Source organism: Variovorax sp. J31P179 (genome assembly GCF_030316985.1).
Lineage (GTDB): Bacteria > Pseudomonadota > Gammaproteobacteria > Burkholderiales > Burkholderiaceae_C > Variovorax > Variovorax ginsengisoli_B.
Genome location: NZ_JASZYL010000003.1, coordinates 485407 through 502431, shown reverse-complemented (window position 1 = coordinate 502431; position 17025 = coordinate 485407). Strand labels below are relative to the sequence as shown.

The 17025-nt window shown below is 68.0% G+C and carries 14 protein-coding genes and 1 tRNA gene; 6 read left to right on the top strand and 9 right to left on the bottom strand.

Features of this window, described 5'->3' with window-relative positions:
• Positions 1–21 precede the first annotated feature (21 nt).
• Entirely contained in the window at positions 22–2736 is a 2715-nt protein-coding gene (gene aceE, locus QTI17_RS10560; RefSeq protein WP_286532987.1) for a pyruvate dehydrogenase (acetyl-transferring), homodimeric type, read from the bottom strand.
• A gap of 205 nt (positions 2737–2941) precedes the next feature.
• On the opposite strand from aceE, the gene QTI17_RS10555 reads away from it, so the two are divergent.
• The 5 genes from QTI17_RS10555 (at position 2942) to QTI17_RS10535 (ending at position 9794) form a co-directional block, all read left to right on the top strand.
• Complete coding sequence (locus QTI17_RS10555) at positions 2942–5479, top strand: PAS domain-containing sensor histidine kinase (RefSeq protein ID WP_286532985.1); 2538 nt, start codon at positions 2942–2944, stop codon at positions 5477–5479.
• Positions 5476–6108, top strand: a complete 633-nt coding sequence (locus tag QTI17_RS10550) for a response regulator transcription factor (protein WP_286507613.1) — start codon at positions 5476–5478, stop codon at positions 6106–6108. Before QTI17_RS10555 ends, QTI17_RS10550 begins: the two co-directional genes overlap by 4 nt.
• A 72-nt stretch (positions 6109–6180) precedes the next feature.
• Positions 6181–7044 (top strand): bifunctional methylenetetrahydrofolate dehydrogenase/methenyltetrahydrofolate cyclohydrolase FolD, encoded by an 864-nt coding sequence (folD, locus tag QTI17_RS10545; protein WP_286532982.1) that lies wholly within the window; start codon positions 6181–6183, stop codon positions 7042–7044.
• Between the two features lie 34 nt (positions 7045–7078).
• Positions 7079–9127, top strand: coding sequence for a M3 family metallopeptidase (locus QTI17_RS10540; protein WP_286532980.1), 2049 nt, complete (start codon positions 7079–7081; stop codon positions 9125–9127).
• Positions 9128–9161: 34 nt separating this feature from the next.
• Positions 9162–9794 carry a glutaredoxin family protein gene (locus QTI17_RS10535; protein WP_286532978.1) on the top strand — a complete coding sequence of 211 codons (633 nt, stop codon included), beginning with the start codon at positions 9162–9164 and terminating at the stop codon, positions 9792–9794.
• Between the two features lie 17 nt (positions 9795–9811).
• Here QTI17_RS10535 and rpiA read toward each other — a convergent pair whose 3' ends face one another.
• Complete coding sequence (rpiA, locus tag QTI17_RS10530) at positions 9812–10513, bottom strand: ribose-5-phosphate isomerase RpiA (protein ID WP_286532976.1); 702 nt, start codon at positions 10511–10513, stop codon at positions 9812–9814.
• 47 nt (positions 10514–10560) lie between these two features.
• Here rpiA and QTI17_RS10525 point away from each other — a divergent pair, with 47 nt between their 5' ends.
• Complete coding sequence (locus QTI17_RS10525; protein ID WP_286532974.1) at positions 10561–11628, top strand: quinone-dependent dihydroorotate dehydrogenase; 1068 nt, start codon at positions 10561–10563, stop codon at positions 11626–11628.
• A 32-nt stretch (positions 11629–11660) separates the two neighbouring features.
• Here QTI17_RS10525 and QTI17_RS10520 read toward each other — a convergent pair whose 3' ends face one another.
• From QTI17_RS10520 to hscA, 7 genes are all read right to left on the bottom strand, one after another.
• On the bottom strand, positions 11661–12344 hold the full coding sequence (locus QTI17_RS10520) for a phage holin family protein (RefSeq protein WP_286532972.1): 684 nt from the start codon (positions 12342–12344) through the stop codon (positions 11661–11663).
• Positions 12345–12377: 33 nt separating this feature from the next.
• Positions 12378–12686 (bottom strand): glycine zipper domain-containing protein, encoded by a 309-nt coding sequence (locus QTI17_RS10515; RefSeq protein WP_286524169.1) that lies wholly within the window; start codon positions 12684–12686, stop codon positions 12378–12380.
• A 93-nt stretch (positions 12687–12779) separates the two neighbouring features.
• Complete coding sequence (locus QTI17_RS10510) at positions 12780–13877, bottom strand: NAD(P)/FAD-dependent oxidoreductase (protein ID WP_286532970.1); 1098 nt, start codon at positions 13875–13877, stop codon at positions 12780–12782.
• 44 nt (positions 13878–13921) lie between these two features.
• Positions 13922–13996, bottom strand: a tRNA-Val gene (locus QTI17_RS10505).
• Positions 13997–14095: 99 nt separating this feature from the next.
• Positions 14096–14815, bottom strand: a complete 720-nt coding sequence (dnaQ, locus tag QTI17_RS10500; RefSeq protein WP_286532967.1) for a DNA polymerase III subunit epsilon — start codon at positions 14813–14815, stop codon at positions 14096–14098.
• Positions 14815–15153: an ISC system 2Fe-2S type ferredoxin gene (fdx, locus tag QTI17_RS10495; protein WP_286524177.1), complete on the bottom strand. Its 339-nt coding sequence runs from the start codon at positions 15151–15153 to the stop codon at positions 14815–14817. Before fdx ends, dnaQ begins: the two co-directional genes overlap by 1 nt.
• 3 nt (positions 15154–15156) lie before the next feature.
• Positions 15157–17013 carry a Fe-S protein assembly chaperone HscA gene (gene hscA, locus QTI17_RS10490; protein WP_286532964.1) on the bottom strand — a complete coding sequence of 619 codons (1857 nt, stop codon included), beginning with the start codon at positions 17011–17013 and terminating at the stop codon, positions 15157–15159.
• Between the last annotated feature and the right edge of the window lie 12 nt (positions 17014–17025).

Genomic DNA, 17025 nt, shown 5'->3' with positions numbered 1-17025 from the left:
TTCGGGCGCCGTTGATTGGTTTTATGCGTAGAGCGGGTTGATCTTCTCGGCGTTGATGCCGTACTTCTTGATTGCGTCTGCCACCTTTTGCGCCGGCACCGCACCGTCTTCGGCCAGCGCCTTCAGTGCCGCCACCACGATGAAGTGGCGGTTGACCTCGAAGTGCTCGCGCAGCTTGTTGCGGAAGTCGCTGCGGCCGAAGCCGTCGGTGCCGAGCACCTTGTAGTTGCGGCCCTTCGGGATGAAGGGGCGGATCTGCTCGGCATAGGCCTTCATGTAGTCGGTCGAAGCGACCACCGGACCGGTGCTTGCCGACAGCTGCTGCTCGACGAAGGACATGCGCGGCTTCTCGGTCGGATGCAGCAGGTTCCAGCGGTCGGCTTCCTGGCCGTCGCGGGTCAGCTCGTTGAAGCTCGGGCAGCTCCAGACCGCGGCCGAAACGCCCCAGTCCTTCTCGAGCAGTTCCTGGGCCGCGAAGCTCTCGCGCAGGATCGTGCCGCTGCCCAGCAGCTGGACCGACGGCGACTTGGCCTTGAGCGCGGGCGCCTGCTTGCACAGGTACATGCCCTTGATGATCTGCTCCTCGGTGCCGGGCTGCAGGCCGGGCATCGGGTAGTTCTCGTTGAGCAGCGTGATGTAGTAGTAGACGTTGTCCTGCTTCTCGACCATGCGCTTCAGGCCGTGGTGCAGGATCACGCCGACTTCGTGGGCGAAGGTCGGGTCGTAGCTGACGCAGTTCGGGATCGTGTTGGCCAGGATGTGGCTGTGGCCGTCCTCGTGCTGCAGGCCTTCGCCGTTCAGCGTGGTGCGCCCCGAGGTGCCGCCGAGCAGGAATCCGCGTGCCTGCATGTCGCCGGCCGCCCAGGCCAGGTCGCCGATGCGCTGGAAGCCGAACATCGAGTAGTAGACATAGAACGGCACCATGATGCGGTTGTTGGTGCTGTAGCTGGTGGCCGCCGCGATCCAGCTCGACATGCCGCCGGCCTCGTTGATGCCTTCCTGCAGGATCTGGCCGGCCTTGTCCTCGCGGTAGTACATGACCTGGTCCTTGTCGACCGGCGTGTACTGCTGCCCCGCGGGGTTGTAGATGCCGATCTGGCGGAACAGGCCTTCCATGCCGAAGGTGCGGGCCTCGTCGACCAGGATCGGCACCACGCGCGGTCCGAGCGCCTGGTCGCGCAGCAGCTGCGTCAGGAAGCGCACGTAGGCCTGCGTGGTCGAGATCTCGCGCCCTTCGGCGGTCGGCTCGAGCACCGCCTTGAAGGTCTCCAGCGCCGGCACCGTGAAGCTCTCGTCAGCCTTCACGCGGCGGTGCGGCAGGTAGCCGCCCAGCGCCTTGCGGCGCTCGTGCAGGTACTTCATCTCGGGCGTGTCGTCGGCCGGCTTGTAAAACGGCAGGTCGGCGATCTGGCTGTCCGGGATCGGGATGTTGAAGCGGTCGCGGAAGGCCTTGATGTCCTCGTCACCGAGCTTCTTGGTCTGGTGGACCGTGTTCTTGCCCTCGCCGATCTTGCCCATGCCGAAGCCCTTGACGGTCTTCACGAGCAGCACGGTCGGTTGGCCCTGGTGCTTGACGGCGGCGTCGAAGGCCGCATAGACCTTCTGCGAGTCGTGGCCGCCGCGGCGCAGGTTCCAGATGTCGTCGTCGCTCATCTTGGCGACCATCTCGAGGGTGCGCGGATCGCGGCCGAAGAAATTCTTGCGCACGTAGGCGCCGTCGTTGGCCTTGAACGACTGGTAGTCGCCGTCGTTGGTGTCCATCATGAGCTTGCGCAGCGCACCTTCCTTGTCGCGCGCCAGCAGTGGATCCCAGCCGCTGCCCCAGATCAGCTTGATGACGTTCCAGCCGGAGCCGCGGAACTCGCCTTCGAGCTCCTGGATGATCTTGCCGTTGCCGCGCACCGGGCCGTCCAGGCGCTGCAGGTTGCAGTTGATGACGAAGACCAGGTTGTCGAGCTTCTCGCGCGCTGCCAGGCCGATGGCGCCCAGCGATTCGACCTCGTCCATTTCACCGTCGCCGCAGAACACCCAGACCTTGCGGTTCTCGGTGTTGGCGATGCCGCGCGCATGCAGGTACTTGAGGAAGCGCGCCTGGTAGATCGCCATCAGCGGGCCCAGGCCCATCGAGACGGTCGGGAACTGCCAGAACTCGGGCATCAGCTTGGGATGCGGATAGCTCGACAGACCCTTGCCGTCGACTTCCTGGCGGAAGTTGAGCAGTTGTTCTTCGGTCAGCCGGCCTTCGAGGTAGGCGCGGGCATAGATGCCGGGCGACACGTGGCCCTGGATGTAGAGGCAGTCGCCGCCGTGGTTCTCGCTCTCGGCGTGCCAGAAGTGGTTGAAGCCGGCGCCGAACATGCTGGCCAGCGAGGCGAAGGAGCCGATGTGGCCGCCGAGGTCGCCGCCTTCGGGCGGATGGTGGCGGTTGGCCTTGACCACCATCGCCATGGCGTTCCAGCGCATGTAGGAACGCAAGCGCTCCTCGATCTCGGCATTGCCGGGCGAGCGCTCTTCCTGGTCGGTCTCGATCGTGTTGACGTAGGCGGTATTGGCCGAGAACGGTTTGTCGATGCTGTTCTGGCGTGCGTGCTCGAGCAATTGCTCGAGGAGGAAGTGCGCGCGATCGGGCCCCTCGCTCTCGATCACGGCGGACAAGGCGTCCATCCATTCACGCGTTTCCTGCGCGTCCAGGTCGTTTGCAGCCGAGCCGAAATGGTTCTCGGGATTTGCCGACATGCTTGTCTCCTTGTGAGGGGTTGTGGGCGTAATTTAGTGCCGTATCCAGCAGTGCGCGGGAGTTTCGCACAGAATTATTGAAATTTCAAATCGTGCTTGTCGATTTCTTATTGTGAAATTCATCAGGACAAAGCACCCGCACGTGGGTCCCCGGCACTCGGACTGCGCCCCTCTCCCGCCACAGGGCATCACCTAAACTTGCACGATGCCCCTTTCCTCTCCGATCGCCGTCGCGCGCAATGCCGCGTCGCCGCTGTCCTGGCTGCGCCGCTGGTGGCGCCGCCAGACGCCGGTACTGCAGGACGCGGTCGCCATGCTCGCGCCGCTGGCCGCCGTGCTGCTGTTCCTCGCGGCCATCGTCTCGGCCTTCTGGTACTTGCGGGCCGAGGAAGTGGAGCGGGTCCAGGAATCGGTAAAGCGCGACGTGGAATACGCCCAGCAGCGGGTGCGGCTGCGCCTTCTCGAACGGCAGGAGCAGTTGATGCGGCTGGCCCGCGACGCCTCCAACCGCGAAATCGACGCGGCCGAGTTCACCAGCCGGGCGGAGTCGCTGGTGAGCCAGTTCCCCGAGTTGCAGTCGGTCAGCTGGATCGACGACCGCCGGCGCTTCAAGGCCAACTATGCGGCGCCGAGCGTCCACCCGGCGCTGCAGCATGCGGTCGGCGATGTGCTGCGTCCGGGCGACATCGAAAGCAACTATGCGCTGGCGCGCGAACTGCGCCAGCCGGTGTTCTCGCAGCCGTTGGCCGGCGGCGACCCGCCGCCGATGCTCGGGCTCTACATCCCGCTGTTCGACCAGGGGCTGTTCGCAGGCATGCTGATGGGCGAATTCTCGATCGACGGCCTGTTGCGCTACGGCATGCCTTCCGAGGTGTCGGCCCGCTATGCGGTCTCTCTGCTCGACGCCAAGGGCGGGCTGATCGCCGGCAACACGGTCGCCAGCCCGCGCGGCGCCGGCACCCGGCTGCTGCCCTGGACCGTGCGCACCAACGAATACGAAGTCCCGGTATCGCCGGTCGGCAACGCGCTGCTGCTGCGGGCGCAGGCCTACCGGACGTCGCAGGGCGTGGTCGGCAACGGCCTGTTCTGGCTGGTCGGGGCGCTCAGCGTGCTCACCAGCTGGATGCTGATCGGCACCTGGCGCCACACCCGCCGCCGGTTGCAGGCCCAGCAGGCGCTGGTGGCCGAGACCAATTTCCGCCGCGCCATGGAGAACTCCATGCTGACCGGCATGCGGGTGCTCGACCTCGAGGGCCGCATCACCTACGTCAACGCCGCCTTCTGCGCCATGACCGGCTGGAGCGAGAACGAGCTGGTCGGCCAGACGCCGCCCTTCCCCTACTGGCTCGAGTCCGACCGCGAAGTCATGAACGAGCGGCTCGAGGAAGAGCTGCACGGCCGCGCCCTGCCCGGCGGCTTCCAGGTCCGGGTCAAGCGCCGCAACGGCAGCGTCTTCAATGCACGGCTCTATGTGTCGCCGCTGATCGACGCCCGCGGCCACCAGACCGGCTGGATGACCTCGATGACCGACATCACCGAGCCGACCCGGATCCGGGAGCAGCTGTCGGCTTCGTACGAGCGCTTCACGACGGTGCTCGAGGCGCTGGATGCCTCGGTGTCGGTGGCGCCGCTCGGCAGCGAGGAGCTGCTGTTCGCCAACAAGCTCTACCGGCTCTGGTTCGGCTCGAACACCGTCGGCCACCTGGGCATGGTGGCGCAGGCCGGCGTGCCGGCCACGCAGGCGCGCGACGAGGAGATGGACGACGTCGACTCCTTCGCCGGCCTGCCGATCGACCAGCTGACAACCGCCCAGCCGGCCAACAACGAGATCTTCGTGCCCGAACTGGGCAAGTGGCTGGAAGTGCGCTCGCGCTACCTGACCTGGGTCGACGGCCGGCTGGCGCAGCTGGTGATCGCCACCGACATCACGCCGCGGCGCGACGCCGAGGACCTGGCGGCGGCCCAGGCCGACCGCGCCCATGCCGCCAGCCGCCTCATCACGATGGGCGAGATGGCCTCCAGCGTGGCGCACGAACTCAACCAGCCGCTGACCGCGATCACCAACTACTGCAACGGGATGGTGTCGCGCATCAAGGGCCAGCAGATCGACTCGGAGGCCCTGCTGGCGGCGCTCGAGAAGACCTCCAAGCAGGCCCAGCGCGCCGGCCAGATCATCCAGCGGATCCGCTCCTTCGTGAAGCGCAGCGAGCCCAACCGCACGCCGGCCGAGGTCTCGACCATGGTCAGCGAGGCGGTCGAGCTGGCGGGCATCGAGTTGCGCCGGCGCAACGTGCGGCTCAACCACTACGTGGCGGCGCGGCTGCCGATCCTGCGGGTCGACCCGATCCTGATCGAGCAGGTGATGGTCAACCTGCTGAAGAACGCCGCCGAGTCGATCGACCTGGCCAACCGGCCGCTGGCGCGCCGCAGCGTCGAGCTGCGGGTGCTGCCCAAGAACATCGACGGCCAGCCGGCGGTCGAGTTTTCGGTCCAGGACACCGGCATGGGCCTGGCGCCCGAAGTCATGGACCGGCTCTACGAGGCCTTTTTCTCGACCAAGCCGGAAGGCATGGGGATCGGCCTCAACCTTTGCCGCACCATCGTCGAGTCCCACCGTGGCCGGATGCAGGCCGAGAACATCTACAATGGGCCGGATGTGGTCGGATGCCGTTTTTCCTTCTGGTTACCGGTGTTGGACGCTATCGATTCCGTAGCAAGCAACGAGGCGAAAGTACCTGCATGAGTTTGATTCCGAAGAAGGGCACTGTCTATGTCGTCGACGACGATGAAGCGGTTCGTGATTCGTTGCAATGGCTGCTCGAGGGCAAGGACTACCGGGTCCGCTGCTTCGATTCGGCCGAGTCCTTCCTGTCGCGCTACGACCCGCGCGAAGTGGCCTGCCTGATCGTCGACATCCGCATGGGCGGCATGTCCGGCATCGAGCTCCAAGACCGCCTGATCGAGCGCCGTTCGCCGCTGCCGATCGTGGTCATCACCGGCCACGGCGACGTGCCGATGGCGGTCGACTCGATGAAGAAGGGCGCGATGGACTTCATCCAGAAGCCCTTCAACGACGAGGCGCTGGTGGCCCTGGTCGAGCGCATGCTCGACCATGCCCGCGGCGCCTTCGCGCAGCACCAGCAGTCGGCCAGCCGCGACGCCCTGCTGTCCAAGCTGACCGGCCGCGAGGCGCAAGTGCTCGAGCGCATCGTCGCCGGGCGCCTCAACAAGCAGATCGCCGACGACCTCGGCATCAGCATCAAGACGGTGGAGGCGCACCGCGCCAACATCATGGAAAAGCTCAACGCCAACACCGTGGCCGACCTGCTCAAGATCGCCCTCGGCCAGGCGGCCACACCCGCCAAGGCCTAGCGACCTCCCGCCACCGATTGCAACTCCACGCCTGCGCAAGCGGGCGTTTCCATTTCTGAAGTTCGAAAAGCAATGACAGCCCAACTGATTGACGGCAACGCGCTCTCCAAGACGCTGCGCGCCGAGGTTGCCACCCGCGCCGCAGCGCTCAAGGCCCGCGGCGTGGTGCCCGGCCTGGCGGTGGTGCTGGTCGGCGAAAACCCGGCCAGCCAGGTCTACGTGCGCAACAAGGTCAAGGCCTGCGAGGACAACGGCCTGCACTCGGTACTCGAAAAGCACCCGGCCGAGCTCAGTGAAGCCGACCTGCTGGCCCGGGTCGAGGCCCTCAACAACGACCCGGCCATCCACGGCATCCTGGTCCAGCTCCCCCTGCCGGCCCACATCGACGCCCAGAAGGTGATCGAGGCGATCGCGCCGGCCAAGGATGTCGACGGCTTCCACGTCGCCAGCGCGGGCGCCCTCATGACCGGCTCGCCCGGCTTCTGGCCCTGCACCCCCTACGGCTGCATGAAGATGCTCGAGTCGATCGGCTACGAGCTGCGCGGCAAGCACGCGGTGGTCATCGGCCGCAGCAACATCGTCGGCAAGCCGATGGCCCTGATGCTGCTGGCCAAGAGCGCCACCGTCACCATCTGCCACAGCGCGACTGCCGACCTGGGCGCCATGACCCGCCAGGCCGACTTGGTGGTGGCGGCGGTCGGGAAGCGCAACGTGCTCACGGCCGACATGGTCAAGCCCGGCGCCGTCGTCATCGACGTCGGCATGAACCGCAACGACGAAGGCAAGCTCTGCGGCGACGTCGATTTCGCCGGCGTGCGCGAGGTGGCCGGCTGGATCACACCAGTGCCGGGCGGCGTCGGCCCGATGACCATCACGATGCTGCTGGTGAACACGATCGAGGCCGCAGAACGCACCGCCGCCGCCAGCGCCACTTGAACTCGCGCCCCCCGTCCGCCATCTGAATCAGACCATGACCAATCCGCTCCTCGACTTCAACGACCTCCCGCTGTTCGACCAGATCAAGCCGGAGCATGTCGCACCGGCGGTCGACGCCCTGCTCGCCGGCGCCGAGTCGGCCTTGCAGGCGGTGACCGAGCCCGCCTTTCCGGCCGAGTGGACGGCCATTGCGAAGGTGCTGGACGTGGCGTCGGAGCGATTCAGCCGCGCCTGGGGCGCGGTCGGCCACCTCAACGCCGTGGCCGACACCCCCGAGCTGCGGGCGGCCTACAACGAGGCCATGCCGCGCGTCACCGCCTTCTGGACCCGCCTGGGTTCGGACGAGCGGCTGTACGCCAAGTACAAGGCCATCGACCCCGCTACCCTGAACCCCGAGCAGCGCCAGGCGCACCGCAACGCGATCCGCAACTTCGTGCTCGGCGGCGCCGAGCTGCAGGGCGAGGCCAAGGCCCGCTTTGCCGAGATCCAGGAACGCCAGGCCGAACTGAGCCAGAAGTTCAGCGAGAACGCGCTCGACGCCACCGACGCCTTTGCCTGGTACGCCGTCCTCGAAGACCTCGATGGCGTGCCCGAGGACGTCGTCAGCGCCGCCCGCGCCGCCGCCGAGGCCGAAGGCAAGGATGGCTACAAGCTCACGCTCAAGATGCCCTGCTACCTGCCGGTGATGCAGTTCGCCCGCAGCAGCGCGCTGCGCGAGCGGCTCTATCGCGCCTACGTCACGCGGGCCAGCGAATTCGGCGACCCGGCCTTCGACAACACGGCGCTGATCCGCGAGATCCTCGCGCTGCGCCAGGAAGAAGCCAAGCTCCTCGGCTACCCCAACTTCGGCGAACTCTCGATCGTGCCGAAGATGGCCGAATCGGCCGACCAGGTGATCAAGTTCCTGCGCGACCTCGCGGCCAAGGCCCGGCCCTACGGCGAGCGCGACCTGGCCGACCTGCGGGCCTTCGCCGCCGAGCACCTGGGCCTCGCCGATCCCCAGCCCTGGGACTGGACCTACGTCGGCGAGAAGCTCAAGGAAGCGCGCTACGCCTTCAGCGAGCAGGAGGTCAAGCAGTACTTCACGGCGCCCAAGGTGATGGCCGGCCTGTTCAAGATCGTCGAGACCCTGTTCGAGGTGTCGATCCAGCGCGACACGGCGCCGGTCTGGCACCCCAGCGTGGAGTTCTACCGCATCGAGCGCGCCGGCCAGAAGGTCGGCCAGTTCTACCTCGATCCCTCGGCCCGCGCCGCCAAGCGCGGCGGCGCCTGGATGGACGACGTCCGCGCCCGCTGGCTTCGCCCCGACACCGGCCGGCTGCAGACGCCGGTCGCCCAGCTGGTCTGCAACTTCGCCGAGGGCGTCGACGGCAAGCCGCCGCTGCTCACGCACGACGACGTCACCACCCTCTTCCACGAGTTCGGCCACGGCCTGCACCACATGCTGACCCGCATCGACGAACGCGACGTCTCCGGCATCAGCGGCGTCGAATGGGACGCGGTCGAGCTGCCGAGCCAGTTCATGGAGAACTTCTGCTGGGAATGGGACGTGCTCGCCCACATGACCTCGCACGTCGACACCGGCGCGCCGCTGCCGCGCCCCCTGTTCGACAAGATGACCGCGGCGAAGAACTTCCAGAGCGGCCTGCAGACCCTGCGCCAGATCGAGTTCTCGCTCTTCGACATGCTGCTGCACACCCGCTACGACGCCGCCACCGCCCAGCCGGGCGACGTGATGGCGCTGCTGGCCGAGGTGCGCCAGGAAGTCGCGGTGATGCCGGCGCCGGTATTCAGCCGCACGCCGAACACCTTCAGCCACATCTTCTCGGGCGGCTACGCGGCCGGCTACTACAGCTACAAGTGGGCCGAAGTGCTGAGCGCGGATGCCTACGCCGCGTTCGAAGAGACCGCGGGCGCCAATGGCGAGCCGAGCGTCGAAACCGGGCGCAAGTACCGCGAGGCGATCCTCGAAGCCGGCGGCAGCCGCAGCGCGATGGAATCCTTCAAGGCTTTCCGGGGCCGCGAACCCCAACTCGATGCATTGTTGCGACACCAGGGCATGGCCGAGGCGCAGCCAGCCTGACATACTTCGTTACATTGGAATCCGGAAAGCACCAATGAAACTCCAGACTGCCTTCGCGGGCCTCACCTTGCTGCTGGTCGCCGGCGCTTCGCTGGCGCAGCCGGTCTACCGCAACGTCGACAAGAACGGCAAGGTCACTTTCTCCGACCAGCCGCCGAGTGCCAACGCGCCGGCGGCGCCGGCCCGGGCCGGCAACAGCGTCGCGAGCGCGGGCGGCGGGCTGCCCTACGAGTTGCGGCAGGTGGTCCAGCGCTATCCGGTCACGCTCTACGCCAGCGAGGACTGCGGCCCTTGCGCCGCCGGCCGCTCGCTGCTGGTCACGCGCGGCGTGCCTTTCGACGAACGCACGGTCAAGTCCAACGAGGACGTGGCGGCGCTCCAGCGACTGAGCGGCCAGAGCTCGCTGCCGCTGCTGACGATCGGATCGCAGCAGCTCAAGGGCTTCGGTGACGCCGAGTGGTCGCAGTACCTGGATGCGGCCGGCTATCCCAAGAGCTCGCAATTGCCGGCCGGCTGGCGCAATGCTCCGGCCCAGCCGCTGGTGGCGCAGCAACCCGCGGCAGAGCCCGCGCCGGCCGCCGCGGCACCGGCGCCTTCGCCGGCGGCCGACCTGCCGGCTGCGGCCAGCGGCCCGACGCCGAGCAATCCGGCCGGAATCCGGTTCTAGCAGCCTCTGGAGTTCCCTCAGCCGAAGGTCATCGTGCGCACGCCCGAGGGCGTCGCCAGCAGGCAGACGCTGGCACGCTGGTGGGCGAACACGCCGACCTCGACCACGCCGGGCCACCGGTTCACCTCGTTCTCGAAGCCGAGCGGATCCGTGATCCGCAGGCCGGTCACGTCGACGATGTGCTGGCCGTTGTCGGTCACCAGCGGGGCGCCGTCCTTCTCGCGCACCTGCGCCAGGCCGCCCAGCCGCGAGAACTGCCGCATGATGCGCCGGGCCGCCATCGGGATGACTTCGACCGGCAGCGGGAAGGCGCCCAGCGTGTTCACCAGCTTGGAGGCATCGGCGATGCAGACGAAGCGCTTCGACTGCGCCGCCACGATCTTCTCGCGCGTGAGCGCGGCGCCGCCGCCCTTGATCATGTAGCCGCGGCCATCGATCTCGTCGGCCCCGTCGATATAGACCGCCAGTTCGTCGACCGCATTGCTGTCGAACACCTCGATGCCCAAGGCCCGCAGCCGCTCGGTCGAGGCCACCGAACTCGACACCGCCCCCCGGATCTGGTCCTTGACGCCGGCCAGCGCCTCGATGAACTTGTTCACGGTCGAGCCGGTGCCGACGCCGATGATCTCGCCCTTGGGCACGTAGTCCAGCGCGGCGCGGCCGACCAGTGCCTTGAGTTCGTCCTGCGTCAGGACCGGAGCGGGTGCGGAGGAAGTCATCGGGGAGAATCCTGGGCTGATTGAAGTCTGAAGCCGAGAATTATCCGATGCTCCTGCCGTTGCCCTCCTCTCTTTACGCGCTTGCCCGCCCCTTCCTGTTCGGATTCGACGCCGAACGGGCCCACGAGCTGACCCTGGACGCGCTGGCGCGGACCCAGAACACGCCGCTGGCCTGCGCCTACGCGGCTCCGCGCGTGGCCGATCGGATCACCCTGGCGGGGCTGTCGTTCCCGAACCGGGTCGGCCTGGCGGCGGGCCTCGACAAGAACGCCCGCTGCATCGACGCCTTCGGCGCCATGGGCTTCGGCTTCGTCGAAGTCGGGACGGTCACGCCCAAGCCGCAGCCGGGCAATGCGAAGCCGCGGATCTTTCGCCTGCCGCAGCGCGACGCGCTCATCAACCGTCTCGGCTTCAACAACGAAGGCCTCGAGGCCTTCATCGCCAACGTGCAGCGGGCCCGCTTCCGGCGCGACACATCGAGGCCGCCGATGCTGCTGGGGCTCAACATCGGCAAGAACGCCGCCACCCCGATCGAGCGCGCGGTCGACGACTACCTGGTCTGCCTCGATGGGGTCTATCCGCACGCCGACTATGTCGCGATCAACATCTCGAGCCCCAACACCGCCAACCTGCGCTCGCTGCAAAGCGACGAGGCACTCGACGGCCTGCTCGGTGCCGTGGCCGACAAGCGCGAAGCGCTGGCGGCACGCCAGGGCAAGCGGGTGCCGCTGTTCGTCAAGATCGCGCCCGACCTCGACGAGGCACAGGTCAAAGTGATCGCCGCGACGCTGCTGCGCCACCGGATGGACGGCGTCATCGCCACCAACACCACGCTGGCACGCGACGCCGTGGCGGGCCTGCCCCATGCCGAGGAAGCCGGCGGCCTGTCGGGTGCACCCGTGCGCGAAGCCAGCAACCGGGTGATCGGCCAACTGCGCGCGACGCTCGGCAAGGGCTTTCCGATCATCGGCGCAGGCGGCGTGCTGAGCGCGGCGGACGCCCTGGCCAAGGTCGAGGCCGGCGCCGACCTGGTGCAGATCTACACCGGGCTCATCTACCGCGGCCCGGCGCTGGTGCGCCAGGCCGCCCAGGCCCTGCGCGCAAGCAAAGGCTGAGACGCGCGGGACAGATCGAGCCCGCCCAGGCTTCAGCCGCGCATCCGCCAGAGCACCGGGGCGATCACCGTCGCCCATCGGACCAGGCGACGCGGACCCAGCACGGCGATCACCGTGGCGGTCGCAACCCCGGTGGCGATCGGATGTTCGCGCGCGATGCGCAGGGCCGCGGCCGAGGCGGTTTCGGGCTGGCACGGCGCTTCGCCGGCGCCGATGGCGGCCGCCTCGAGCGTGGCGATGCGCTCGCGCTGGCGCTCGATACGGGCCAGCAACTGCTCGCTGGTGAGCGAAAGCGCTTGCGCGTCATCTTCGTCCTGATCGGCACCGAAGCGGTGGTGGAACCAGTCCAGATCGCGTTCGAAGGTCAGGCGCGCCGAATCGAGGGCCGAGGACTTGCGCAGCGTGCCCATGAGCAGCAGCACGGCCGCGATCCAGAGCCCACCCCACGCCAGCGCCAGCACCCAGGCCACCGTGGCGCGATACGGCGTGTCCCAGAAATGCACCACGATCGCCACCGACAGCAACGCGATGACGACGGTGGTCAGCCCGGCGACCGCCACCCCGAGGCCGAGCATCAGCCGCAGGCGCTGCTTCTCCTCGTCCCAGGCCAGCCGCAGGAGTTGGGCGCGATCACTGGCGGCCAGCGCCCCTTCACCGGCCAGGATGCGCAGGCGCCGCAGGCGGGACTTGATTCCGAACAAGGCGCTGAGGCTCATCCTCCGAACTCCGCCGCGCCCCTGGGGCGTTGATCAGCGGCGCCCAAGCAGCAGGCCCACCAGCACACCCACGGCCAGCGCGGCGCCGGCAATTTGCCACGGTTCGTCATGCGCGTAGGCATTGGCCGTATTGGCGGCTTCACGGGCCTTCTGCGCAGCGATGCGGCTCTTCTCGGCCGCCAGCTCCCGCGCGATCGCCAGCTTGCTGTCGATGCGCTGGCGCAGTGCCTTGATGTGCGGCACGGAATCGAGGTCCTTGCTGGCGAGCACGCCGCGCACGTCGCTGGCGATGTCTTCGGCCACGGCGTTGGCCGCGGCTTCGAGGTTGGTGGAAGCAGTCATCGAAAAAGGTCCTCCTCATTCACGCCGGCACCGCGCCGGCGACACCGCGCCGACAAAACGGCACGCCGTTCCATGGTACATGCCCGCGCGGCTCTACGACAGCAGATCACCGACGAAGCGGCCGATCGCCAGGCTGCTGGTGAGCCCCGGCGACTCGATCCCGAACAGGTTGACCAGCCCGGGCACGCCGTGCGCCGCCGGGCCCTGGATCATGAAGTCGGCCGCGGCGTCCCCGGGGCCGGATATCTTGGGCCGAATGCCGGCATAGCCCGGCACCAGCGCGCCGTCCGGCAGCGCCGGCCAGTACTTGCGTACCTCGGCATAGAAGCCCTCGCCGCGCGCCGGGTCCACCACCAGGTCGTCGGGCGATGCCACCCACTGCACGTCCGGGCCGAACTTGGCCTGGCCGCCGAGATCGAGGGTCAGGTGCACGCCCAGTCCCGCGGCCTCGGGCACCGGATAGATCAGGCGGCTGAACGGCGCCCGGCCGGCGAGCGTGAAATAGCTGCCCTTGGCGAACCAGGCTCCCGGCACCGCGGCCGCAGGCAGGCCGTCGAACTGCCGGGCCAGCAGCGGCGCGGCCAGACCGGCCGCATTGACCACGCTGTTGCAGCGCAGGGCCGTGCCGTCGGAAGCCTTCAGCACGATGCCGGCGCCGCCGCACTCGGCGCCGACGACACCGGACTTCAGCGCCAGCACGCCGCCGGCATGCTCGAGGTCGCCCTGCAGGCTCAGCATCAGCGCGTGGCTGTCGACGATGCCGGTGCTCGGCGAATGGAGGGCCGCCAGGCATTCGAGCGCCGGCTCCATCGCCCTGGCCTGCGTGCGCGAGAGCAGCACGAGATCGTCGACGCCGTTGGCGCGCGCCTTGGCGGCGATCGCCTCGAGCTGCCCGACCTGCGCTTCGCTGGTGGCGACGATCAGCTTGCCGCAGCGCCGATGCGGAAGCCCGCGGTCTTCGGCGTACGCGTACAGACGCTGCTTGCCCTCGACGCACAACTGCGCCTTCAGGGAGCCCTGGGGATAGTAGATGCCGGCGTGGATCACCTCGCTGTTGCGCGAACTGGTGCCGGTGCCGATCGCGCCCTCGGATTCGAGCACGATGACCTCGCGTCCCTGCAAGGCCAGCGCGCGCGCCACGGCCAGACCCACCACGCCGGCGCCGATGACGGCGCAATCGAATTCGTCCATACGCCAAGCTTAGCGCGCGGGATGCCGACGATGAAAAAAGTGATTGGTGGGCGGTGGAGGCTTCGAACCTCCGACCCCAGCAGTGTGAATGCTGTGCTCTACCCCTGAGCTAACCGCCCCCGGTACACGGCGTCAGAGTGAATCTGGCCGCATACCTTTAGGTATCTTTTTGGATACCTTCTGGATGTCTTTCGCACCGTGCGATGCGAAGCCTGCGATTATGCCACAGCTTTTTCGGCTGTCTGGCGAAAAAGCGTTCGGCCGTTGCTGGACTTGTCGAGTTGCACCAAGACCTCTTCGTGCGCGGCGAGCTCATGCTCGGTCGCGACCAGCACCGGCAGCTCGAAGGCGCTCAGGTCGATCGTCACCACCGCACCGTGCGCGGGCTCGTTCGACGCGACGTCGATCAGCAGCGCATCCTGTCCGCGTGTGAGGTTGATGTAGACGTCGGCCAGCAGCTGGGCGTCGAGCTTGGCGCCGTGGAAGGTGCGGTTCGACCGGTCGACCCCGAAGCGATCGCACAGCGCATCGAGCGAGTTGCGCTTGCCCGGGTAGACCGCCTTGGCCATGGCGAGCGTGTCGGTCACCTCGCCAACGAAGCTGGCGAGCGGGGGCAGGCCGGCGAGTTCGAGTTCTTTGTTGAGGAAGCCGACGTCGAAGGCCGCGTTGTGGATGATCAGCTCGGCATCGCGCAGGTAGTCGACGACATCCTGCGCCAAGGTCGCGAACTTCGGCTTGTCGCGCAGGAAATCGGTGGTCAGGCCGTGCACCTTCAGCGCGTCCTCGTGGCTCTCGCGCTCGGGATTGAAGTAGATGTGCAGGTCGTTGCCGGTCAGCTTGCGATTGAACAGCTCCACGCATCCCAGTTCAATGATGCGGTCGCCGTTCTCGGCCGACAGGCCGGTGGTCTCGGTGTCTAGAACGATGAGCCTGGACATCAGTGGTTTTCTTTGGCGTGGTTGATCGAGTACTTCGGGATCTCGACCGTCAAGTCGGTCTGGGCGAGTATCGCCTGGCAGCTCAGGCGCGATTGCGGCTCCAGACCCCAGGCGCGGTCGAGCAGGTCTTCTTCGCCCTCTTCCGCCTCGTTCAGCGACTCGATGCCCTTGCGGACGATCACGTGGCAAGTGGTGCAGGCGCAGCTCATCTCGCAGGCATGCTCGATGTTGATGTGGTTCTCCAGCATGGCCTCGCAGATCGAGGTGCCGGCCGGCGCCGTGATCTCGGCGCCTTGCGGGCAGTACTCGGAATGGGGAAGGATCTTGATCGTGGGCATGTTCTAGAGGGATTCGATCTGTCGGCCGGAGAGCGCACGCGCGATGCCGGCATTCATTCGAGCGGCCGCGAAGGCTTCGGTGCCGTCGGCCAGCGCCTTGGTGGCGGCCTCGACCACGGCAGCATCGTCGGCCGAGCGCGCACTGCGCAGCGCGGCCATCAGCTGCTCGATCGCGGCGTGCTCCTCGGCCGACAGCAGCGAGGCGTCGGCGTCCAGCGCGCTCTGCGTCGCCATCAGCATGCGGTCGGCATCGACGCGTGCCTCGACCAGCGCGCGGGCCTGCATGTCCTGCTGCGCGGTCGCGAAGCTGTCTTTCAGCATCGCCGCGATCTGTTCGTCCGACAGCCCGTAGGAAGGCTTGACCGCGACGCTGGCCTCGACGCCGCTGCCCTGCTCCTTCGCGCTCACGCTGAGCAGGCCGTCGGCATCGACGGTGAAGGTGACCCGGATGCGCGCCGCGCCGGCGGCCATCGGCGGGATGCCGCGCAGCTCGAAGCGCGCCAGGCTGCGGCAGTCGGCGACCAGGTCGCGCTCGCCCTGCACCACGTGCAGCGCCAGCGCCGTCTGGCCGTCCTTGTAGGTGGTGAAGTCCTGCGCCATCGCGGTCGGGATGGTCTGGTTGCGCGGCACGATCCGCTCGACCAGGCCGCCCATGGTCTCGATGCCGAGCGAAAGCGGAATCACGTCGAGCAGCAGCAGGTCGTCGGCGCCGCCGTTGCCGGCCAGCTGGTTGGCCTGGATCGCGGCGCCCAGCGCCACGACCTGGTCCGGGTCCAGGTTGGTCAGCGGCTCGCGGCCGAGGCAATCGGCCACCGCACGGCGGACCTGCGGCATGCGCGTGGCGCCGCCGACCAGCACGATGCCCTGCAGTTCGCCGGGCGCCAGCCGTGCATCGCGCAGCACGCGCCGAACGGCCGCGATGGTGCGCGCGGTCAGCGCGGCGGTGGCAGCTTCGAACTGCTCGCGCGACACGTCGACCCGGATGTCGCCATCCGCCAAGTGGGCAACGAAAAGCGCGGATGGCGCCTCCGAGAGGGCCTCCTTGGTGGTCCGGGCGGCGACCAGCAGGGCCGCCCGATCGGCGTCGCTGTGCGCCTCGAGGCCGCACTGCGACAGCACGAGGCCGGCCAGTGCATGGTCGTAGTCGTCGCCGCCCAGCGCCGAATCGCCGCCGGTGGCGATGACTTCGAACACGCCTTGCGTGAGCCGCAGGATCGAGATGTCGAAGGTGCCGCCGCCGAGGTCATAGACGGCGTAGACGCCTTCGCTGGCATTGTCCAGCCCGTAGGCGATCGCAGCCGCGGTCGGCTCGCTGATGAGCCGCAGGACGTGGAGGCCGGCGAGCTGCGCCGCATCCTTGGTGGCCTGGCGCTGGCCTTCGTCGAAGTAGGCCGGCACCGTGATCACGGCGCCATGGAGGTCGTCGTCGAAGGTGTCCTCGGCCCGGTAGCGCAGGGTCGCCAGGATCTCGGCGCTGACTTCGGTCGGCGACTTCTCGCCGGCCGCCGTCTGGACCTTGACCATCCCGCCGTCGCCCGCCAGGTGATAGGCCATCGCCTCGCGGTTGGCGATGTCCGCCAGGCCGCGGCCCATCAGCCGCTTGACCGAGGTGATGACGTTGGACGGATCGCTCGCCCGCGCCGCGAGCGCGTCGAAGCCGATCTGCCGGCGCTCGGCGTCGAGGTAGCGCACGGCGGAGGGCAGCAGCACGCGGCCTTCGGCGTCGGGCAGGCATTCGGCGACGCCGTTGCGGACCGCCGCGACGAGCGAATGGGTGGTGCCGAGGTCGATGCCGACCGCGATGCGACGCTGGTGCGGATCGGGCGCCTGGCCCGGTTCTGAAATCTGGAGCAATGCCATCGCGCTATTTTC